Source organism: Streptomyces sp. NPDC059010 (assembly GCF_042740355.1).
Classification (GTDB): Bacteria; Actinomycetota; Actinomycetes; order Streptomycetales; family Streptomycetaceae; genus Streptomyces.
This window is the reverse complement of record NZ_JBHYJA010000001.1, coordinates 91,297-111,266: the sequence shown is the minus strand read 5'-3', so window position 1 is coordinate 111,266 and position 19,970 is coordinate 91,297. Positions and strand designations below refer to the sequence as shown.

General features: G+C 69.9%; 19 protein-coding genes. 6 read left to right on the top strand and 13 right to left on the bottom strand.

Features of this window, described 5'->3' with window-relative positions:
- Positions 1 to 3: 3 nt before the first annotated feature.
- The gene (locus tag ACFWYS_RS00560) at positions 4 to 363 is read right to left on the bottom strand and encodes an NADH-quinone oxidoreductase subunit A (RefSeq protein WP_007383963.1); all 360 of its coding nucleotides are present in this window, start codon (positions 361 to 363) and stop codon (positions 4 to 6) included.
- A 714-nt stretch (positions 364 to 1,077) separates the two neighbouring features.
- Here ACFWYS_RS00560 and ACFWYS_RS00555 point away from each other — a divergent pair.
- Positions 1,078 to 1,905, top strand: coding sequence for a C40 family peptidase (locus tag ACFWYS_RS00555; protein ID WP_384761704.1), 828 nt, complete (start codon positions 1,078 to 1,080; stop codon positions 1,903 to 1,905).
- A 65-nt stretch (positions 1,906 to 1,970) separates the two neighbouring features.
- Here the strand turns inward: ACFWYS_RS00555 and ACFWYS_RS00550 are convergent, their stop codons facing one another.
- The 3 genes from ACFWYS_RS00550 to ACFWYS_RS00540 all read right to left on the bottom strand — a co-directional run bounded on the left by ACFWYS_RS00550 (position 1,971) and on the right by ACFWYS_RS00540 (position 5,548).
- On the bottom strand, positions 1,971 to 3,797 hold the full coding sequence (locus ACFWYS_RS00550) for an FAD-dependent oxidoreductase (protein WP_384761702.1): 1,827 nt from the start codon (positions 3,795 to 3,797) through the stop codon (positions 1,971 to 1,973).
- Between the two features lie 115 nt (positions 3,798 to 3,912).
- Positions 3,913 to 4,143, bottom strand: coding sequence for a hypothetical protein (locus tag ACFWYS_RS00545; RefSeq protein ID WP_384761700.1), 231 nt, complete (start codon positions 4,141 to 4,143; stop codon positions 3,913 to 3,915).
- A gap of 85 nt (positions 4,144 to 4,228) precedes the next feature.
- Positions 4,229 to 5,548 carry a geranylgeranyl reductase family protein gene (locus ACFWYS_RS00540; RefSeq protein ID WP_384761699.1) on the bottom strand — a complete coding sequence of 440 codons (1,320 nt, stop codon included), beginning with the start codon at positions 5,546 to 5,548 and terminating at the stop codon, positions 4,229 to 4,231.
- Between the two features lie 98 nt (positions 5,549 to 5,646).
- Here ACFWYS_RS00540 and ACFWYS_RS00535 point away from each other — a divergent pair, with 98 nt between their 5' ends.
- Positions 5,647 to 6,153: a GNAT family N-acetyltransferase gene (locus tag ACFWYS_RS00535; protein WP_384761697.1), complete on the top strand. Its 507-nt coding sequence runs from the start codon at positions 5,647 to 5,649 to the stop codon at positions 6,151 to 6,153.
- Positions 6,154 to 6,329: 176 nt separating this feature from the next.
- On the top strand, positions 6,330 to 6,644 hold the full coding sequence (locus ACFWYS_RS00530; RefSeq protein WP_384761695.1) for a PASTA domain-containing protein: 315 nt from the start codon (positions 6,330 to 6,332) through the stop codon (positions 6,642 to 6,644).
- Between the two features lie 9 nt (positions 6,645 to 6,653).
- On the opposite strand, the gene ACFWYS_RS00525 is transcribed toward ACFWYS_RS00530, so the two are convergent.
- From ACFWYS_RS00525 to ACFWYS_RS00510, 4 genes are all read right to left on the bottom strand, one after another.
- Positions 6,654 to 7,349, bottom strand: coding sequence for a demethylmenaquinone methyltransferase (locus tag ACFWYS_RS00525; protein ID WP_384761693.1), 696 nt, complete (start codon positions 7,347 to 7,349; stop codon positions 6,654 to 6,656).
- 85 nt (positions 7,350 to 7,434) lie between these two features.
- On the bottom strand, positions 7,435 to 8,562 hold the full coding sequence (locus ACFWYS_RS00520; RefSeq protein WP_384761691.1) for an acyltransferase: 1,128 nt from the start codon (positions 8,560 to 8,562) through the stop codon (positions 7,435 to 7,437).
- Complete coding sequence (locus tag ACFWYS_RS00515; protein WP_384761689.1) at positions 8,562 to 10,850, bottom strand: bifunctional polysaccharide deacetylase/glycosyltransferase family 2 protein; 2,289 nt, start codon at positions 10,848 to 10,850, stop codon at positions 8,562 to 8,564. The genes ACFWYS_RS00520 and ACFWYS_RS00515 overlap by 1 nt, the downstream gene beginning before the upstream one ends.
- A gap of 19 nt (positions 10,851 to 10,869) precedes the next feature.
- Complete coding sequence (locus ACFWYS_RS00510; RefSeq protein WP_384761687.1) at positions 10,870 to 11,295, bottom strand: hypothetical protein; 426 nt, start codon at positions 11,293 to 11,295, stop codon at positions 10,870 to 10,872.
- Positions 11,296 to 11,428: 133 nt separating this feature from the next.
- Here ACFWYS_RS00510 and ACFWYS_RS00505 point away from each other — a divergent pair, with 133 nt between their 5' ends.
- On the top strand, positions 11,429 to 12,457 hold the full coding sequence (locus ACFWYS_RS00505) for a chitinase (protein WP_384761685.1): 1,029 nt from the start codon (positions 11,429 to 11,431) through the stop codon (positions 12,455 to 12,457).
- Positions 12,458 to 12,493: 36 nt separating this feature from the next.
- Here ACFWYS_RS00505 and ACFWYS_RS00500 read toward each other — a convergent pair whose 3' ends face one another.
- The 3 genes from ACFWYS_RS00500 to ACFWYS_RS00490 form a co-directional block, all read right to left on the bottom strand.
- Positions 12,494 to 13,099, bottom strand: a complete 606-nt coding sequence (locus ACFWYS_RS00500; protein ID WP_384761683.1) for a hypothetical protein — start codon at positions 13,097 to 13,099, stop codon at positions 12,494 to 12,496.
- Positions 13,100 to 13,106: 7 nt separating this feature from the next.
- Positions 13,107 to 14,306 carry a cyclic dehypoxanthinyl futalosine synthase gene (gene mqnC, locus ACFWYS_RS00495; protein WP_384761682.1) on the bottom strand — a complete coding sequence of 400 codons (1,200 nt, stop codon included), beginning with the start codon at positions 14,304 to 14,306 and terminating at the stop codon, positions 13,107 to 13,109.
- Positions 14,307 to 14,403: 97 nt separating this feature from the next.
- Positions 14,404 to 15,150: a prepilin peptidase gene (locus tag ACFWYS_RS00490; RefSeq protein ID WP_384761680.1), complete on the bottom strand. Its 747-nt coding sequence runs from the start codon at positions 15,148 to 15,150 to the stop codon at positions 14,404 to 14,406.
- 94 nt (positions 15,151 to 15,244) lie between these two features.
- Between ACFWYS_RS00490 and ACFWYS_RS00485 the strand changes: the two genes are divergently transcribed.
- Positions 15,245 to 16,759, top strand: coding sequence for a hypothetical protein (locus ACFWYS_RS00485; protein ID WP_384761678.1), 1,515 nt, complete (start codon positions 15,245 to 15,247; stop codon positions 16,757 to 16,759).
- Between the two features lie 10 nt (positions 16,760 to 16,769).
- Here the strand turns inward: ACFWYS_RS00485 and ACFWYS_RS00480 are convergent, their stop codons facing one another.
- Complete coding sequence (locus ACFWYS_RS00480) at positions 16,770 to 18,539, bottom strand: protein kinase (protein WP_384761676.1); 1,770 nt, start codon at positions 18,537 to 18,539, stop codon at positions 16,770 to 16,772.
- Between the two features lie 59 nt (positions 18,540 to 18,598).
- Positions 18,599 to 19,447 carry a menaquinone biosynthetic enzyme MqnA/MqnD family protein gene (locus tag ACFWYS_RS00475; RefSeq protein ID WP_384761674.1) on the bottom strand — a complete coding sequence of 283 codons (849 nt, stop codon included), beginning with the start codon at positions 19,445 to 19,447 and terminating at the stop codon, positions 18,599 to 18,601.
- Positions 19,448 to 19,766: 319 nt separating this feature from the next.
- Here ACFWYS_RS00475 and ACFWYS_RS00470 point away from each other — a divergent pair, with 319 nt between their 5' ends.
- Complete coding sequence (locus ACFWYS_RS00470) at positions 19,767 to 19,970, top strand: cold-shock protein (RefSeq protein WP_003992177.1); 204 nt, start codon at positions 19,767 to 19,769, stop codon at positions 19,968 to 19,970.

The window sequence follows — 19,970 nt, the reverse complement described above, 5'->3', positions numbered from 1 at the left end:
CCCTCAGTCCCATTCCAGGCCGCCGCGCCGCCATACGTACGCGTACGCGACGAAGACGGTGAGCACGAAGAGCAGCATCTCCACGAGCCCGAAAACACCCAGGGCGTCGAAGGTGACGGCCCAGGGGTAGAGGAAGACGATCTCGATGTCGAAGACGATGAAGAGCATCGCCGTCAGGTAGTACTTGATGGGGAAGCGCCCGCCGCCGGCCGGCGTGGGGGTCGGCTCGATACCGCACTCGTAGGCTTCGAGCTTGGCCCGGTTGTATCGCTTCGGACCGATCAGCGTGGCCATGACCACGGAGAAGATCGCAAAGCCTGCCCCGAGGGCTCCCAGTACGAGGATGGGCGCATACGCGTTCACCGCTCCTCGCTCCTCTCAGTCGGCACTGACTGCTGGCGGTTGCACTGAGCCCACAACCGCCCCACCAGTTCCAAGAGCCCCGCTCGTCCCGGCGAAGATCGAGAACATGTGAAGCAGGTCACAAGCCCAACTGCCTCGCATCTTATGCCCGCCGCTCTGTGATCTGCGACACGGGGTATTACACAAGCTTTGTGATCTCCACCACCTGACGAAGGATCATGAAGCCGGATGAGCGGCGATCTTCATACGAGAAGGGTCCGAGTGATCACCAGAGGTGACATTTCCGCTCGTCGCCGCAGCTCGGAGGGTGCGTCTCAATATCAAGAGAGTTCTCTTGCATGCAAATTGGTGCTGGACGGGACCGCTTGATAGGGGACCGCGTTCACACATCAGGGGGAGGGCCGGAGCGGCATGTGGACGCGTGCATGCGTTCACGAGCGGTGCGGGGCGGAATTCGGGCACAGGACGCGCACGGCGCCGTAATCGTTGCGTGACCTCCACCACATCGATGAGAGACCCATGAGAACCGGGCTTGGCCACCTGTCCCAACAAGTGGTAGGCGGTGGGCAATCCGGACTTAATGATGAAAGGCCGTGATCACGGGCGAGATCGGCGGCGTCCGCAATGTCCGTTACGGCGTCAATAAAGGGTGGTCCGCAGGGGAATTGGAGCGGCCGTTGAACAACTGTGGCGCAGCACACGTTTCTTGAAGGTATGGAGGAGCCCCTGATACCGATTGCTCTCATGTCCCACACCGCTCACATACGTAGCCACCGGAAGCCCCGCCGCAGCTCGTCCACGACGATCGCGATGCGTGCCGGAGTTGCCGGTGGCGTCCTCAGCATGGCAGGCGCCGGTGCTGCCGCCACGGCGAACGCCGCCGAGCCGGTGACGCAGACCATCGAACTGCCCACCCTCACGGGTGACCTGGCCGACCAGCTCTCCCAGTCCGCGGACGCCACTCAGCTGGCGGCGGCGAACTACGAGCTGGACGCCGAGCGTGACGCGGCGGCCGCCGCAGCGGCCAAGGAGGCCAAGAAGGACCTCGCCGAGGCCAAGAAGAAGGCCGAGGCGAAGAAGAAGGCCGAGGAGGCCCGCAGGGCCGCCGCCGAGGAAGCCACCTCGCGCAGCGCCGAGCGCGCCACCCTGTCCGCCTCGGCGAGCGCCGACGTGTCCGCTCCCGCCAGCGGCAGCGTCGGGACCGTCATCTCCTTCCTCAAGGCGCAGCTGGGCGACGCGTACGTCATGGGTGCCACCGGCCCCAGCGCGTGGGACTGCTCCAGCCTGGTCCAGGCCGCGTTCAAGCAGGTCGGCGTCGACCTGCCGCGCGTCTCGCAGGACCAGTCGATGCAGGGCACCGACATCCCGCTGTCGCAGATCCAGGAGGGGGACATCCTCTACTGGGGCGGCAAGGGCTCCGCGTACCACGTGGGTGTCTACATCGGTAACGGCCAGTACCTGGACGCGGCCAACCCGTCCAAGGGTGTCGTCATCCAGGACCTTTCCGGATACCCGGCGTCGGGCGCGGTGCGCGTCCTCTGAGTCTCAGGATCTCTCAGGGATCACCGTAAGGGCCGCAGCCGCTCGGGGGCAGCGGCCCTTACGTCTCAGCCGAGGTCGAAGGTGTTGGGCAGGCCCAGCCGGTAGCGCACCTCGTCGATCCGCTTGAGGGGCTCCATCTCCGGGGGCCGGTAGAGCTCCTGGATCTCACATCGCTCGGCGCCCGAATTGTCCGCGTCCAGGAGTGCGTTGACCGCGCGGCGGGCCGACTCGTTGGCGCCTTCCATCGTCGCCAGGTCCACGTCGGTGCGGACGTAGTCGCCCGCGAGGTAGAGGTTCGGGACCTTTGTGCGGGCCGTGGGGCGGTTGTAGAGGGTGCCCGTGGGGTGGATGAGGAGTTGCTCGCGGTTGCGCGGATCGGGGCCGCCGAGGCCCGTCACCGCCGGGTCCATGAACCAGCCGAGGCGGTCCTCGTCCCGGAGCGTGGTCTTGCCGGCGTCGTTCAGACCGTCCTTCAGTTGGGCCCAGAGTTCGGCGACGACCTCCTCCTTGGTGCACTCCTTGGCCGTCTTGCCGTACAGGATGCCCGGCTTGTCCCACTCCGAGATGATGGCGGAGAGGCAGTCGTGGGCGCGGCCGTCGCCGTAGTCGCGGGAGAAGTCCCGTCCGGCCCAGAACTGGGCCTGGCCGACGGCGGTCACCGACCAGGGTGAGTCGAGGCAGTTGATGTGGCCGTGCACGACGGGGGTGGGCGTGCGCAGGTAGAACATCACGCCGGTCATCCAGTCCGTCCGCAGGGCGTCGCAGCGCGCGAGCTGCGGGTCGGCCGCGCGCAGTCCCGGGCCCCACGTCTGGCGCGCGTGCTCGACCGGGAGGGCGGAGATGTAGTGGTCGGCGGTGACGGTACGTTCGTCGCCGCCGTCGCGGGCCGAGACACGGACGCCGGTGACCCGGCCGCCGGCGTGGCCGACCTCGTGGACCTGGGTGCCGAGGGCGAACTCGACGCCGAGGGAGCGCAGGTGGGTTTCCCAGGGGTCGATCCAGGCCTCGCTGGTGGGGGCGTTCAGGACGCGGTCGACGTCGGCGTCGCCGTCCATGCCGCGACCGAGCAGGCCCCACAGCAGCAGGGCCTCGATGATGACGCGGCCGACGGTCCTGGTCGACGCCACCTCCGCGCGCGTGGCGACCAGATTGCGGGTCTGGCCGATGCCGAGGAGGGTCTGGTACTCCGCGCTCATCTCCTCGGCGCGTATGAAGTCCCACCAGGCGACCTTCTCCCAGTGCTCCTCGCGGCGGGCGTCGCAGCTGGTGAGGTGGACCAGGAGGCGGTCGGCGAAGTAGGCGGCCTCATGGGCGGGGAGACGGGTGCCGAGGTCCAGGGCCGAGAGGATCTGGTCGCGGATCCAGCCGGGGGTGAGATCGCCGGGGCGGGGCGGGGTGGTGGCGCGGCGGAGCGGGAAGTGCAGGTCGGGGCGGCCGCCGGTGCGGGCGAACAGGGCCTCGGTGCCGCTGACGAGGTTGTCGTGGACGCCGTGCGCGTTGCCGGGGACGGGTATGCGGCGCATGGTGTCCGGCAGGTTCCGGTAGAAGCCGGGGAAGAAGCGGAAGCCGTGCTCGGCGGGGAGGTCGGCGCGGCCGTCGGCGGCGGTTCCGGGGACGGGCATCGAGCGGGCCTTGCCGCCGAGGGTGTCGTAGTACTCGTAGACGGTGACGGCGTAGCCGCGTTCGGCGAGTTCGTGGGCGGCGCTCAGGCCGGAGACTCCGCCGCCGAGGACGGCGACGCGCTTGCCTGCGGCGGCCTTCGCGGTGCCGACGGGCCATAAGGCGACGGCACCCGCGGCTCCCCCGGCACCGGCCAGAAAGCGTCTGCGGGTGTGGCCGGTTTGCGCGTGACCCGCGTTCTCCTGGGGCTCGTGCGTGTGTTCTGTTGTCATGAGTCCCGGAGGGTAGGGAGGGACTACACAGGCCGGAAGCCTGTTTCCCGCCCGGCCACAGCATCCTCACAACCCGCGCCAGGGGGTCCTGAACGGGGTACGGCAGGTCGGGCACTCACCTCATGAGCGCGATGAAGGCGATGAACAGGCCGACGATCGCGGCCAGTTCGGCGGCCACGGTGAGCAGTGGCCGCCGTGGCCCGGCAAGCTCCGGGCGGGGCGGCCGGCCTGCCCTCGGCGCGGCGGCGCCCGGCCGGCCGGTGCCCAGCGCCCTGAAGGAACGGACCAGGGCCCAGAACGCCACTCCGATCAGAATGGCGAAAACGAGCAGCGCCAACGATCCCATCGGTCCCCCTGAGTACCACGCGTTCCCGCGCACTCACCATTCGTGAGGGCGTGACTCGACTATGGCACCGGGCGGAGATCGTTCGTCACGCCTTGGGCGCCACCTTGCTCAGGCCGTTGATGATGCGGTCCATCGCGTCGCCGCCCGTCGGGTCGGTGAGGTTCGCGAGGAGCTTCAGGGTGAACTTCATCAGGAGCGGGTGGGTCAGGCCGCGCTGGGCCGCGATCTTCATGACCTTCGGGTTGCCGATGAGCTTCACGAAGGCGCGGCCCAGCGTGTAGTAGCCGCCGTAGGTGTCCTTCAGGACGCGCGGGTAGTGCTGGAGGGCCAGTTCGCGCCCCGCGGGGGTCGAGCGGGCGTGGGCCTGGACGATGACGTCGGCGGCGATCTGGCCGGACTCCATGGCGTAGGCGATGCCCTCGCCGTTGAAGGGGTTCACCAGGCCGCCGGCGTCGCCGACCAGGAGCAGGCCCTTGGTGTAGTGCGGTTGGCGGTTGAAGGCCATCGGCAGGGCGGCGCCGCGGATCGGGCCCGTCATGTTGTCCGGCGTGTAGCCCCAGTCCTCCGGCATCGACGCGCACCAGGCCTTCAGGACCTCGCGCCAGTCCAGTTCCTTGAAGGAGTCGGAGGTGTTGAGGACGCCCAGGCCGACGTTCGAGGTGCCGTCGCCCATGCCGAAGATCCAGCCGTAGCCGGGGAGCAGGCGGTCCTCGCCCGGCCCTCGGCGGTCCCAGAGCTCCAGCCAGGACTCCAGGTAGTCGTCCTCGTGGCGGGGACTTTCGAAATACGTCCGTACGGCCACGCCCATCGGGCGGTCCTCGCGGCGGTGCAGGCCCATCGCCAGGGAGAGGCGGGTCGAGTTGCCGTCGGCGGCGACGACCAGCGGCGCGTGGAAGGTGACCTCGCGCTTCTCCTCGCCGAGCTTGGCGTGGACGCCGGTGATCCGGCCGGTGCGGTCGTCGATGATCGGGGCGCCGACGTTGCAGCGCTCGTAGAGCCGGGCTCCGGCCTTCTGGGCCTGGTGGGCGAGCTGCTCGTCGAAGTCGTCGCGCTTGCGGACGAGGCCGTAGTCGGGGAAGGAGGCGAGATCAGGCCAGTCCAGCTGGAGGCGTACGCCGCCGCCGATGATCCTGAGGCCCTTGTTGCGCAGCCAGCCGGCTTCCTCGGAGATGTCGATGCCCATCGCGACGAGCTGTTTGACCGCGCGCGGGGTCAGACCGTCACCGCAGACCTTCTCCCTCGGGAACTCGGTCTTCTCCAGCAGGAGTACGTCGAGGCCGGACTTGGCCAGGTGGTATGCCGTGGTGGAGCCGGCCGGCCCCGCGCCCACGACGATCACATCGGCGGTGTTCTCGGAGAGGGGCGAGGAGAGAGGTGAGGAGAGTGGCTCGGTCACGTCGGTCACGGCGGGATCTCCCCAAGTTCGAAATCTGTGTGCCGACCGGCACTGGACAGGGGCAGTCTATTCAGCAGCATTGATCAACCGACTGAAGGGCCGCCTCCGTGAACCAAGCTCTCCCCGTCGTACAGCTCCGCGTCCCCACCGACGAGGACGCTGTCGCCTGGCACCGGGCCTTCGCCCACCCGGACGTCATGGAGTTCCAGGGCGGCAAGGCCGCCGAGCTGTCCGTCTACGACGAGCTCACCGCCCGCCAGCGCCGGCACGACGCCGAGCGGGGGTTCTGTCTGTGGACCATGCTCGACGAGGACGGGCAGGTCATCGGCTTCACGGGTGCCCAGCCCTGGGAGATGGGCTGGGGCCCCGTCGGCGAGATCGAGATCGGCTGGCGGCTGGCGCGGGAGTACTGGGGCAAGGGGTACGTCACGGCGGCCGCGCGGCTGACGCTGGAGCGGGTGCGGGCGGCCGGGGTGCCGAGCGTGGTGGCGATGGTCGACGCCCGCAACGCGCGCTCGATCGCGGTGACGCGACGGCTGGGGATGCAGCTCGCCGAGGTGTTCACGACACCGGGCGCACAGCGGGAGGGGCACTGCTACCGGCTCGATCTGTGACGCCGGGTCCACGATCCCCGTCCGTGACTCCGAAATCATCCACTCCGGTTACGTGACTACGAGTAACCGACTGTTACAGAAAGGTACATGCCGCTTCCGGACGGTACCCCCGGGCGGTTACCCTGCCAGTACCGCTGGGGGTGACATCTGTGCGCATAACACCCAAAACGCCCGAGGTGCGAGTACCGAAACTCGTCGGACTGATGGCCATGGACGCGCGCGAGGCAGCGAAGTCGCACGGCCTGCTCCTGAACGCACCAGACCGACCGGACTTCCATCTCACCGTCGTCGACTACGTCGTACGCCAATATCCCCAGCCCGGTGCCGAGGTGCCGCGTGACTCGATGGTCTACGTCTGGTTCGACTTCGGTGAGGGCGAGGGCGGCGGAGGAATACGCGAGCCACGCATACCGCGGCCGCCCTCGGGCGGGCTGCAACGCGAGCTCGATGAGCCCGGAGAGGACTCGTACCCTGTGGTCAGCTCGGCCTGAACCCGGCGCTCAGCTCTGCTTGAACCCACGGTGCAGGGCCACGACCCCGCCCGTCAGGTTCCGCCAGGCCACCTTCGACCAGCCCGCCTTGCGCAGGCGCTCCGCCAGGGCCGGCTGGTCGGGCCAGGCGCGGATGGACTCGGCGAGGTAGACGTAGGCGTCGGGGTTGGAGGACACCGCGCGCGCGACCGGGGGCAGGGCACGCATCAGGTACTCGGTGTAGACGGTGCGGAAGGGCGCCCAGGTCGGGTGCGAGAACTCGCAGATCACGACCCGGCCGCCGGGCCGCGTCACCCGGTACATCTCGCGCAGCGCGGCGTCGAAGTCCTGGACGTTGCGCAGCCCGAAGGAGATGGTGACCGCGTCGAAGGTGTCGTCCCGGAACGGCAGCTTCGTCGCGTCGCCGGCCGTGAGCGGCAGCCACGGGTGCTTCTTCTTGCCGACCTGGAGCATGCCGAGCGAGAAGTCGCAGGGGACGACGTACGCGCCGGTCTGCGCGAAGGGCAGCGACGAGGTGGCCGTGCCGGCCGCCAGGTCGAGGACCTTCTGCGCGGGGCGGGCGTCGACCGCCTTCGCCACCTCCTTGCGCCACACACGGTCCTGGCCGAGCGACAGCACGTCGTTGGTCAGGTCGTACCGTTCCGCCACGTCGTCGAACATCGAGGCGACTTCGTGCGGCTGCTTGTTCAGGGAAGCGCGGGTCACGTGCTCATTCTTGCAGCCGCCCCCGCGGAAGCCGCCGAGGCCCTCTGGGAAGCCGCCGAAGCCCTCGGGGAAGCCGCTGAGGCCCTCACGGAACGAGCCTGGGCTTCTTCTTCCCGGCCACGTCCTCCACCCACCCGCACAGCAGCACGAAGACGGCGATCAGGATCCAGCCGACGCCGAACATGAACCACTGGCTCTCCAGCGGGAGGTACTTCTCGAACGCGGGCACGTTCCAGAACTGGTCGATCAGCGGGACGGCGAGGATCAGGGCGATCTCGTGCCAGAGATAGATCGTCACCGCGCGGGCGTTGAAGACCGTGACCAGGCGGTCGGTGCGGCGGAAGCGGGTCAGCCGGGCGAAGTCGATCCGGAAGAACTCCTTGGCGTACATCAGCAGCGTCACGAAGCCCGCCGACCAGAACGCCTGGGCGAGCGGGATGTCGTCCAGGTCGTACGAGCCGGTCTCGGCCTGGTGCGTGAAGGCGTACCAGCCGCCGAAGGCGATCGCCGCGAGCGAGAGGACCGTGACGGCGAGCGGCTTGAGGCGGCTCAGGACGCCCTCGCGGTGCGCGAAGCCGAGGATCCAGCAGAACAGGAACGTGGCGAGGTCGGTGAGTGCGGTGCCGAAGCGGTTGTCCGGCGGCTCCCACACGAACTGGAAGGCCAGGATCGGGGCCAGGGACAGCAGCAGCACGGGGATCGGGGCCGGCCGGAACACCTTCAGCAGCAGCGGGGAGAGCAGGACGAACCACAGGTAGGTGCGCAGGTACCAGAGGATCTCCCAGGCCTGCTCGCCCCACGCGTTGCCCGGCGGGTCGCCGAGCGGCACGATCCAGTAGACGATCTGCCAGCCCGGTATCCAGTCGTGGATCAGCATCGCCACGACCACGAAGAAGCCCCAGAACCAGAAGGGGGGCAGCAGGCGGCGCAGTCGGCCGCGGATCACCTTGAGCGGGGGACGCTCCAGGGACTTCGCCATCAGCGTGCCGGCCAGCGCGAACATGATCCCCATAGAAGGGAAGACCATGCCCGCCCAGGCCCAGCCGAAGGTGTGGTAGGTGACGACGCGGATGAGGGCGACCGCGCGAAGGGTGTCGAAGTAGCGGTCGCGGCCGGACGGCCGTACCTGCGGGAGCGGTGCGGTGTCCGCCGCCGGGCTCGGCCGCACCGCCCTCTTCCCTGGCCGCACCGCCCCCTTGCTGTGCGCCCCCATCAGCTCGCCCCCGCCGGTGTCCCGACCTCGCCGGTCCGCTTCAGCTTCTGCCAGCGCAGACGGCCGCCCGTCAGCGCCGTGATGCAGGAGTGGATGAGGACGAGGTACATCATCTGGCGGTAGGCGAGCTGCTGGAGCGGCATCATCAGCAGGTAGCGGTACTGCTCGCGGTCCAGACGGAAGGCGTACGCCGCGCAGAACAGCTGCACCGCGAGCACCGCCAGCCAGGCGAGGAGCGCCGCCTCGAAGTCGACGAAGATCATCGAGTAGACGGTGAACACGTCGATGAGCGGGGCGAAGACCGGCGTGACGATCTGGAAGATCACGACCAGCGGCATGCCGACGCGGCCGAAGCGGCCCGAAGGACCCTTGTCCGTAAGGGACTTGCGGTGCTTCCACAACGCCTGCATGGTGCCGTACGACCACCGGTACCGCTGCGACCACAGCTGCTTGAGCGAGCCCGGCGCCTCGGTCCACGCGCGTGCGTGCTCCTGGTAGACGACCCGCCGGCCCGCGCGGTGCATGGCGATGGTGATGTCGGTGTCCTCGGCGAGGGTGTCCTCGCTCATGCCCCCGACCTGCAGCACCGCCTCCCGGCGGAACGCGCCGATCGCGCCCGGGATGGTCGGCATACAGCGCAGCAGGTCGTACATCCGCCGGTCGAGGTTGAAGCCCATCACGTACTCGATGTGCTGCCAGGCCCCGATCACGGTGTTGCGGTTGCCGACCTTGGCGTTGCCGGCGACCGCGCCGACCTCGGGGTCGGCGAAGGGCTGCACCAGCTGCCGTACGGTGTCCGGCTCGAAGACCGTGTCACCGTCCATCATCACGACGATGTCGTGACTGGCGCTGCGCACACCGTTGTTGAGCGCGGCCGGCTTGCCCGCGTTCTCCTGCCGGATGACGCGGACGTTCGTCATGCCGAGTTCCCAGGCCGCGGTGCGGGCGATCTCGGACGTGCCGTCGGTGGAGCCGTCGTCGACCACGATGATCTCGATCGGGTGGGTGCTCTGCGCCAGCGACTTGAGGGTGTTGGCGATGCACTCCTTCTCGTTGTACGCCGGGACGATCACGCTCACCGGTTCGTGGACCGGCGGCCCCCAGCTGAACCGGCGTCTGTTGCGCTGCCGGTAGTGGCGCCGGGCGAGGAGCAGCATCATGCCGAAGCGGCCCATGACGGCGACGCCGACGACGAGCAGGCCGACCGACAGCACCGGTACGGTCCATTCGGCGACGGCCACCGCCCCGATCAGGGCCTTCCCCTCGTACAGGGTCGCGCCGGTCGCCTCACGGTGGGCGGCCTGGAGATTCGAGGCCCCGTTCGACCCCTGCTGACGCTGCTGACCCGGCTGCCCCTGGACTCCGGGCTGCTGAGCGCTCCCGGCCTGCCCGCCGTTCGCCGCCGCCTCTTCCTCCTGAAGGGCCCCGCTGATCGTGGTGAAGGTGTAGCCCTTCGCCTTCATCTTCTCGATGTACGTCGGCAACGCCTTGATCGTCTGCGACCGCTCGCCGCCCGCGTCGTGGAACAGCACGGACGCGCCCTCGCCGTCCTCCGGCGTGGCCCACTTGATGATCTTCGAGACGCCCGGCCGCTTCCAGTCGTCGCTGTCGGTGTCGACGAACACGCTGGTGTAGCCGTCCTCGCCGAGCTTCTCGTAGACGGGCCAGCTGTAGTTGTCGATGGCGTCCGTCTCCGAGGAGTACGGCGCCCGGAACAGCGTCGTCGTGATGCCGGCCGCGCCCGCCAGCGCGAGCTGGGTCTGCTGCATCTCGCGGTTGACGCGGGCGTCGCTCTGGTAGGAGAGGTCGACGTGGGTGAAGGTGTGGATGCCCACCTCGTTCCCCTGCTCGACCATGTCCGAGACGATCGACGGGTAGCGCGAGACCATCGAGCCGACCACGAAGAACGTGCCGGGTACGTCGTACTTCCTGAGGATCTCCAGGACCTGCGGGGTCCAGGTGGGGTTCGGACCGTCGTCGAAGGTGAGCGCGATCGTCTTGTCCGGCACGGAGACCGTGGTGGCCTGACCGCCCCGGAAGGTGAGGATCGGCCCGCCGTCGAGGATCTTGTCGGGCACCTTGCTGGAGCTGGCGCCGGTGCGCACGCGCTGGTCGCCGCCGACCTCGGCGCGCAGATAGCCGTCGAGCAGCATGACGCTGGTCAGCGCGAGCAGGAGCAGTCCGGCGAGGATGACACGGGGTTTCTGCAGGGCCGCGGCCTTGCCGGCCGCCCGCTGGATCCGGGTGGGGGCACGGCGGCGGCCCCGTGAGGGAGTCGTCGTAGTCATGGGTGTGGGTGGGTTCCGGTCAGTTGTCGGCGGCAGCGGAGGCGGACGCGGTCGGGGCGGCGGAAGCGGTCGGGGCCGCGCCGGGCGGCTCGCCGGTCGCGGTGCCCGTCGGCGGCGTACCGCTGGGCATCGCGGGCGGCGTGCCGATGCCGCCTTGCGGCTGGGCGCCGCCGGGGCCCGAGTTGGGGGCACCGGCCGGACCTCTGCCTCCGAACGGCAGCAGCTCGGACGGTGTGAGCGAGGTGCCGAAGCCCATGAAGGCCATGCCCAGCACGACCGCGTACCCGAGGCAGGCGACGCCCACCAGGAGGCCGATGCGCCGCAGCAGCTTGGAGCGGCGTCCGGAGTTGTCGACGAACACGGGTCCCTCGGCGGGGCCCTTGCCGCGCCTGCGGCGGCGGCCGCGCACGTCGGCCTGCTTGTCGATGGCAGTCTCGGATTGCATTCCCCGGACGTTACGGAGCCTTTATGTGCCCCGAACTCGCTCTCTATGTGAGACGCATATGAGAAACGCCTGAGTCTGTCCTTTGCCTGAGAGTTTTCGGGGACGGCCGCGGAATGATGAGAGATTTGCCGTCATGCATACGTACCCAGGGAAATCGGCGGCCGGACTCACCTGCGTATTCGCACTGGCCGTCACGGGGTGCTCCGCGGGTTCCGACGACGGTACGGCGGACGCGGCGCCGCCCTCCCGGAGCGCCTCGCAGAACGCCTCACAGAGCGCCTCGTCGAGCACGTCGTACGCCCCCTACGTCAGCGCCACCGAGGCCTCGGCCTACGACTCCGCCGGCTCACCGGCGACGTACAACCTGGCCTTCGTGATCGCGGACGGCAGCGACTGCACACCCAAGTGGAACGGCACGACCGCCCTGTCCGACGCGGCAGTGAAGTCCCGTATCGCCAAGCTCACCCAGGACGGCGCCACCGTCCGCGTCTCCTTCGGCGGGGCCTCCGGCAAGGAGCTGGCGGCGAGTTGCGACAGCGCGTCGAGGCTGGCGGAGGCGTACGGGAAGGCGCTGGACGCGGCCGGTTCCTCGCAGGCCGACTTCGACATCGAGGGCGACGAGCTGACCGACTCCGACTCGGTCGACCTGCGTTCGGAGGCGATCGCCCTGCTGCAGAAGGAACGCGGCGGGCTGGAGGTCTCCTTCACGCTGCCGGTGATGCCGTCCGGTCTCGACGACGACAGCGTGGCGCTGCTGGAGTCCGCCAACGAGCACGACGTCCAGGTCTCCACCGTGAACATCATGACGATGAATTACGGCGAGTCGTACACCGGAGACATGGGTGACTACGCGGTCACGTCGGCGAAGGCCACCCATTCCCAGCTGAAGGAGATCTTCGGTACGTCCGACGCGACCGCGTGGAAAGCGATGGCCTTGACATCGATGCTCGGAGTGAACGACGTCGACAACGAGACGTTCTCACTCGACGACGCGGCGCAGGTGCGGGAATTCGCGGAGGAGAAGGGGGTTGGGTGGGTGTCGATGTGGGCGACGTTTCGGGATCAGGAGTGTGGTGACGATTCGTCTTCGGATGACGCGTTGACGAACTGCAGCGGGGTCGGTCAGGAGAACGGTGCGTTCGCGGAGGCGTTTTCGGGATGAGCTCGGGAGTTCGCCCCTGAAAGACGGGGCGTTCCCTCACCGTCGACGGTAGACGATCCGTCCCTCCGCCACCGTGGCCACGCACGTCCCCGCACCCCGCTCGGCCAGTTCCGTCTCGTCCCGTACGTCGAACACCGCGAACCGGGCGGCGGAGTCACGCTCCCTCGGGGACGCGAACTCCACCGGCCACCCGGCGTCGTACGGATCGAGTGCGGGGGTCCCGCCAGGACGCCCCAGTCGGCCCATGACCGCCAGGCCGGAGCGGTGCACGGCGTCGCGCACCGCCCGATTGGTCAGTGACTCGCAGGCCGCCCGGACCGTGCCGTGTGCCAGCATCCGCTGTACCGCCCGCCGCGCGCTCGCGCCCCAGCGAGCGTCGTCCATGGCGAGGGCCGCCAGCGCGTCGCCGGTGAGCGGCTCGGTGCCCAGCTCGTCGGCCTCGCGCGGATCGGGGTGGTACGCCTCCTCCAGCAGTTCGTTGCCGTGGATGTTGATCAGGCCCGGCGTGAGGATGCCGGGCCACTGACGCACCCGCGCCCCCGGATGCGCGGCCACGAGTTCCTCCAGTGACCCCGAGTCGGCGATCCACGCGCCCTTGACGGCGAGCGCGTCGCCCCTGGAGTCGGCGTGAATCGTCAGCACGGGCGGATCAGTTGGAGGCGAGGATCTTCAGCTCGGGGTGCGCCGTGCCGCCCTCGATCGCCGTGGAAGAGATGTGGGACATGACCCGCTCGTCGACGGGGTCGTTCGCCGGGTCGTCGTGCACCACCAGGTGCTCGTAGGTCGTCGCCCGCTGCGCCGGCACCCGGCCCGCCTTGCGGATCAGGTCGATGATCTCCATCCGGTTGGAGCGGTGCTTGGCACCGGCCGAGGAGACGACGTTCTCCTCCAGCATGATCGAGCCCAGGTCGTCGGCGCCGTAGTGCAGCGACAGCTGGCCGATCTCCTTGCCGGTGGTCAGCCAGGAGCCCTGGATGTGGGCGATGTTGTCCATGAACAGCCGCCCGATGGCGATCATCCGCAGGTACTCGAAGATCGTGGCCTGCGTACGGCCCTTCAGGTGGTTGTTCTCGGGCTGGTAGGTGTACGGGATGAAGGCCCGGAAGCCGCCCGTGCGGTCCTGGACGTCACGGATCATCCGCAGGTGCTCGATGCGCTCGGCGTTGGTCTCGCCGGTGCCCATCAGCATGGTCGACGTCGACTCCACGCCCAGCCCGTGCGCGATCTCCATGATCTCCAGCCAGCGCTCACCGCTCTCCTTCAGCGGGGCGATCGCCTTGCGCGGCCGCGCGGGCAGCAGTTCGGCACCGGCGCCCGCGAAGGAGTCGAGCCCGGCCTCGTGGATCCGGGTGATGGCCTCCTCGACCGACACACCGGAGATCCGCGCCATGTGCTCGACCTCGCTCGCCCCCAGGCTGTGGATGACGAGCTGCGGGAACTCCTTCTTGATGGCCGCGAAGTGCTTCTCGTAGTACTCGACGCCGAAGTCCGGGTGGTGTCCGCCCTGGAACATGATCTGGGTGCCGCCCAGCTCCACGGTCTCGGCGCAGCGCCGCAGGATGTCTTCCAGGTCGCGGGTCCAGCCCTTGTCCTTGTCCTTGGGGGCGGCGTAGAAGGCGCAGAACTTGCACGCCGTGACGCACACGTTCGTGTAGTTGATGTTGCGCTCGATGATGTACGTCGCGATGTGCTCGGTGCCCGCGTACCTGCGGCGGCGTACGGCGTCGGCGGCGGCGCCCAGCGCGTGCAGCGGGGCGTCGCGGTAGAGGTCGAGCGCTTCCTCGGGGGTGATGCGTCCGCCCGCTGCGGCACGGTCGAGGACGGACTGAAGGTCGGCCTTCTCGGTCACCGGGACGTCCCTTTCGTCAAGGGGTTGGACGGACCGAACCAGCCTACGCCAGGCGTTTTGGACGATCGACGCCAGGCCGCGCCGCCCGCCTCGCCAGTCAGGCCGCGTACGCCCCGATCAGCAGCCCCGCGAACGCCCCGCCGATCATGAACGGCCCGAACGGGATCGCCGACCTGCGCCCGGCCCGCCGTACGAGGACGAGCCCCCAGCCGTACAGCGCCCCGGACAGGAACCCGGCGAAGGTGCCGAGCATCACCGTCGGCCAGCCGTACCAGCCCAGTACCGCCCCCGCCCCGAGGGCCAGCTTCACATCGCCGAAGCCCATGCCGCCGGGGTTGATGAGCCACAGCACGAAGTAACCGGCGCCGAGCGCGAGCGCGGCCCACAGGGCGGTCGGCCAGTCACCGGCGTGCTCGGGGACGAGGGAGACCAGGCCGAGCAGCGCGAGCGCGGCGCCGGCGAGCGGGAGGGTGAGCGGGTCGGGCAGCCTCCGCACCCGGAGGTCGACCGCCGCGAGCAGCACACCGACCGGCGCCAGCAGCAGCCAGACGCCCACCTCGGGCCGGGTGCCGGTGGCCGCGGCGAGGGCGGCGCAGACGAGGGAGGTGACGATGACGAGCATCGGGGCGCCGGAGCCGTACGGCGGCGTTCCGGCCTCGCACCGCCCGCACCGGCCCCGCCCGAGCCACCCCCCGAACCGTCCGCCGATCGCGTGCCCGCCCGGACACAGCTCCCGCCATCCCTCGTCCTCCGGAACGGAGAACCGATAGGCGGCCTTCGGCAGCAACGCTCCCGCCGCCGCACCCCAGAGCGCGGCGGTGAGGGCCAACAGGGTGGTGCTCATGATCATGGCACCGTATCAGCCGTAAATATGGGCCGGCCCCGCTCAGTAGAGTGCCGGGGTACAGCAGTTCGGCGGGACACGGGGGAACGCGGCAGTGCGCACAGGCAAGACGTCCGGCATACGCGGCACCCGACGCGTCCCTCGCCTCCTCCGCACCCTGTTGTGCACCGTGTTGTGCACCCTGACCGCCCTGTTCGCAGCCGTCACCGGCCCGGCCCAGGCGGCCACCGGCACCGACAGCTCCGCCCAGGCCGCCCACCTCGCCGACCGCCTGCGCGCGAACCCGGTCTACGTCACCGACCAACTCCCGCGCGAGGTCCCGCAGTCCACGGCCCCCGCCTTCGCCGAGGTGGCGAGGCGCACCGGCGTACCGACGTACGTCATCGTCCTCCCGAGCCAGAACGCGGCGGACCCGGGCCTGCTCACCAAGGTCCACAAGCGGCTCGGGCGGGACGGGCTGTACGTGCTCATGGACGAGTCGTTCGTGGCGGAGGCCGAGGCGCACGGAGTCGGCGCCCCGGCGGAGGACGCCTGGACGGTCGCCCTCTACGAAGTCCCCTACGACGCGGGCCCGTTGCGCCGCTTCGAGCGTTTCGCCGAGGTCGTCGCGCAGGGCGGGGAGAAGGCCGCGGCGCGGGCGAAGGCGGCCCGTGCCAAGTACGGCGACGGCGACGAGGAGCCGGCCGCCCTGTACATCGGGCCGTCCGACCGCAGCGACCAGTCGTTCCTCACCGGGACCCTGCTCACCGGCGTGCCGCTGCTGATTCTGCTGCTGGTTCCGTACGTACGACGCTGGTGGCTCCGCGGTCCCAGGCCCGCCGGGACGACCGGCGCTGCCTGGCGCAAGGAGGTCAAGGCGAGCCGCGCCCTGCGCCGGACCCTTCCGGTGCTGGCCCTCGCCTCGGCCGTCGCGGTCGCCGTGACCGCCCCCGTCGTCTTCGACCAGACCAGGTCGAGCTGGTCTCCCAGGCCCAGGGCGATCGACCTCAACGCCCGCCTCGACCGGGTCGCGGAGGGCCTGGCACAGGACCCGGTGTACGCGGACCCGGAGAGCCCGCGGGTTCTGGACTCCGCCCAGTCGGCCCGCCTCCACGACCGCATCCGCGCGTTCGCACGCTCGCAGAACGGCGGCCCGGTCTTCGTCTCGCTCGTCCCGCAGCTGGCGGAGGACGAGTCCGGCGGCGACGAGGAGGCGTTCGCCGCGGCCGTCCACGACAAGCTGGGCGAGGACGGGGTGTACATCGTGGCCGATCCGGCGAGCGGCTACATCGACGTGTTCAACCACGGCCTGCGGCTGGACGGTTACAGCCTTCTCTTCGACCTGCCGGAATCCATCACCCACGGCGACGGCAAGGCGGACGAGGCCGCGGACCACTTCCTCGGCGAGCGTCTGGGCGCCCTGATGACGATCCTCGAAAAGACCCCGCGCACGGACGAACCCAACTCCCCCGGCGACCCGTACCCGGTGACCGACCCGGTCACCGAGGACGACCTGCCCCCGCTCTTCGGCAGCGACTTCTGGCCGACCCTGCTCATGGGCGGGGTGGCGGCCGGGTTGGTCTTCGGGCTGGTGGCGGGCCTGCTGGGGATCGTCCGCCGGTTCCGGTAGAGGGCCCCTGCTATGGCTCGACCTTCGACAGCCGCGCCTCGGGGCTGCCCTCCGCGCTGCTCTCCGAGCGGTAGAGGAGGTCGTCGCCGGCCGGGGTGATCCGGACGGTGTGCGGGGTCGGGTTGCAGCCCTTGTGGTTGGTCCTGCGGCCCACGGACGTCACGACGAGCTCCTTCGCCGTCGCCTTCTTCAGGGTCAGTACGTCGTTGCAGACGCCGCCGATCAGGTCGGTCTGCCGGAGCGTGCCCACCTCGTCGCCCACCTGGGCCTTGTGCACGGTAAGCCGGAAGGTGCCGGCCGGCAGCGCGCCGTCCAGGACACTGGCCTTGCCCTCCCAGGTACCGAGGTAACGGGCGGGCACGGCGTCGGCGGACTGCTCGTCCGGCGCCTTGGACGCGGCGGCCCCGGAGTCCCCACCGGCGGCGTCCCGGTCCCCGCCCGGCAACACGTCGAACAGGAACACCGACCCCACCGTCACCGCGGCCAACGCCCCCGCCACGGCAAGCGCCACCGTGCAGCTCAACCGCCGTCCACGGCCCCCCTCCCCCGGCGCGGAGGCCGCCGCGACGGAGAGCGAGAGCTTGCCGGGACGCTCCCCCGACGCCGGGGCGGTGTCCTGGGGAGCCACGGCATCACGGGCCGAGGCATCACGAGCCACAGCATCACGAGGCATGGCATCACGGGGTTCGGGTACGAGGACGGGCGCCTCGGGTACGACGACGGGGGCCCCGGGGGCAGGGGCGGAAGCGGCCCCGGTTGCAGCCCCGGTCGCAGCCCCGGTCACGGCCCCCGGCATCACCGGCGGCGGCCCGAACTCCCCCGCGGTCGCCTGTCGGCTGAAGGGCACCGGCCCCGACGGGGCGTCGTCCCCCGCCCCAGTCCCGGCCTCCAGGTTCAGCAGTCGTACGGCACCGCGGCTGACCTGCTCGACCAGTGCCCCCGGCAGCCACCCGCCCGCCACCGACCGGGCCGCGCCGTCCGGAGCCAGTCGCCGCGCGACCTCCCCCGGCGTGGGCCGCGCACCCGGCTCCTTGGCCAGACAGTCAGCCACCAGTTCCCGCAGCTCACCCTCAAGCGGGCCGAGTTCGGGCTCCTCGTGCACGACCTTGTAGAGCAGCGCCGCCGAAGTGTCCCCGGAGAACGGCGGCTCCCCGTTCGCCGCGTACGCCAGCACCGCGCCCAGCGAGAAGACGTCGGCCGCCCCGGTGATCCCCTTGCCCAGGATCTGTTCCGGCGACATGTAGCCGGGCGAGCCGATCGAGACGCCGGTCGACGTCAGCGACGCCGTGCCGTCCATGGCGCGGGCGATGCCGAAGTCGATGAGCAGGGGGCCGTCCAGCGTGAGCAGCACGTTCGACGGCTTCACATCCCGGTGCACAAGGCCCAGTTCATGGACGGCCGCCAGCGCCTCGGCCAGCCCCGCCCCCAGCACTCGTACGGTATGGGCGGGCAGTGGGCCGCCCGGGTCGGCGACCGCCGCCGTCAGCGACGGACCCGCCGCGTACGCCGTGGCCACCCAGGGCACCGGGGCCTCCGGGTCCGCTTCCAGCACGGGCGCGGTCCAGGCGCCGCCCACCCGCCGCGCCGCCTCCACCTCCCGGCGGAAGCGGGCGCGGAACTCCTCGTCCAGCGCGAAGTGCGGGTGCACGATCTTGACGGCGACGGTGCGGCCGCCCGCGCTGCGCCCCAGGTACACCCGCCCCATCCCGCCGGAGCCGAGCCGCCCGAGCAGCCGGTACGGCCCGACCGCGGTCGGCTCGTCAACTCCGAGCGGCTGCATCGGCGTCCACCCCTCCCCCGTAGGACTCCCAGCAGATTAGTGCGCGAGCGCCCCGCCCTTTACGGCTGGAGCAGATCCACCTTCACATCCGCCGGGAATCCCGTCGTCGGCCCGACCCGCCGCGCGAACTCGGCGACCGCCTCCAGCTGCGCGCCGCCGAAGCGGAAGTCGAGGGTGGTGAAGTACCGCTCCAGGATCTGCTCGTCGAAGGACTCCCAGCGGGCCGCCTGCTCGGCGACCTTGCCGACCTCCTCCAGGGAGAGGTTGCGGGAGGCGAGGAAGGCCTCGTGGACCTTGCGGGTGATGACCGGCTCGCGCTCCAGGTAGTCCCGGCGCGCCGCCCACACCGCGAACACGAAGGGCAGGCCGGTCCACTGCTTCCAGAGCGCGCCGAGGTCGTGCACCTCAAGGCCGTAGCGCGGCCCGTCGAGGAGGTTCGCCCGCAGCGCCGCGTCCCCGATGAGTACGGCCGCCTCCGCCTCCTGCATCATCAGGCTGAGGTCGGGCGGGCAGGTGTAGTAGTCGGGGCGTACGCCGTAGCGCTCGGCCAGCAGCAGCTGGGCCAGGCGGACGGACGTACGGGATGTCGAGCCGAGGGCGACCCGGGCGCCGTCCAGCTCGTCCAGGGGGACCTTCGAGACGATCACGCAGGACATCACCGGGCCGTCGCAGCCGACCGCGATGTCGGGGAAGGCGACCAGGTCGTCGGCGTTGCGCAGGAACTCGACGAGGGTGATCGGCCCGATGTCGAGGTCGCCCTGCACCAGCTGCTCGCTGAGCTTCTCGGGGGTGTCCTTGGTCAGCTCGAAATCGAGGAGTGTGCCCGTTCTGGCAAGCCCCCAGTACAGGGGCAGGCAGTTCAGGAACTGGATGTGGCCTACGCGCGGCCGGTTGCGAGGATTGTCCACATCGCGAGGCTAGACCCTATGAGGTAGCGTGCAGCCTTCAGGGTGGCGACTCTCCGGTTACACCCAGGTCACCACCACTCCCGTCAATCCCGAAACGGGACATCAAACGTCCGGGTGACGTGATCTTGACCTCTATTGCTTTCGGCTGCCCGCGTGCTAGGCTCGCCGCAAGTTGCAGTTTGGTTTCCCTTGCAGTACAGAGCCTGCGGAGCATGTAACCGCGGGCTCTCGTCGTTTTCAGACGTATGCAGTTGTGCAGCACTGTTTTCACACTTGCAGGTTCTGGAGCAGGGCAACCCTTTGGGCCCAAGGAGGGCTTATGGCTACCGGAACCGTGAAGTGGTTCAACGCCGAAAAGGGCTTTGGCTTCATCGCCCAGGAAGGTGGCGGCCCGGACGTCTTCGTCCACTACTCCGCCATCAACGCGAGCGGCTTCCGCTCGCTGGAGGAGAACCAGCAGGTCTCCTTCGACGTGACCCAGGGCCCGAAGGGCCCGCAGGCGGAGAACGTCACCCCCGTCTGA

What these genes read in the sequence shown, in the direction of transcription:
- ACFWYS_RS00555 (WP_384761704.1), top strand. Translation starts at nt 1,078, where the DNA reads ATGGAGGAGCCCCTGATACCGATTGCTCTCATGTCCCACACCGCTCAC.
- ACFWYS_RS00550 (WP_384761702.1), bottom strand. Translation starts at nt 3,797, where the DNA reads ATGACAACAGAACACACGCACGAGCCCCAGGAGAACGCGGGTCACGCG.
- ACFWYS_RS00545 (WP_384761700.1), bottom strand. Translation starts at nt 4,143, where the DNA reads ATGGGATCGTTGGCGCTGCTCGTTTTCGCCATTCTGATCGGAGTGGCG.
- ACFWYS_RS00520 (WP_384761691.1), bottom strand. Translation starts at nt 8,562, where the DNA reads ATGGGGGCGCACAGCAAGGGGGCGGTGCGGCCAGGGAAGAGGGCGGTG.
- ACFWYS_RS00515 (WP_384761689.1), bottom strand. Translation starts at nt 10,850, where the DNA reads ATGACTACGACGACTCCCTCACGGGGCCGCCGCCGTGCCCCCACCCGG.
- ACFWYS_RS00510 (WP_384761687.1), bottom strand. Translation starts at nt 11,295, where the DNA reads ATGCAATCCGAGACTGCCATCGACAAGCAGGCCGACGTGCGCGGCCGC.
- ACFWYS_RS00505 (WP_384761685.1), top strand. Translation starts at nt 11,429, where the DNA reads ATGCATACGTACCCAGGGAAATCGGCGGCCGGACTCACCTGCGTATTC.
- ACFWYS_RS00490 (WP_384761680.1), bottom strand. Translation starts at nt 15,150, where the DNA reads ATGAGCACCACCCTGTTGGCCCTCACCGCCGCGCTCTGGGGTGCGGCG.
- ACFWYS_RS00480 (WP_384761676.1), bottom strand. Translation starts at nt 18,539, where the DNA reads ATGCAGCCGCTCGGAGTTGACGAGCCGACCGCGGTCGGGCCGTACCGG.
- ACFWYS_RS00470 (WP_003992177.1), top strand. Translation starts at nt 19,767, where the DNA reads ATGGCTACCGGAACCGTGAAGTGGTTCAACGCCGAAAAGGGCTTTGGC.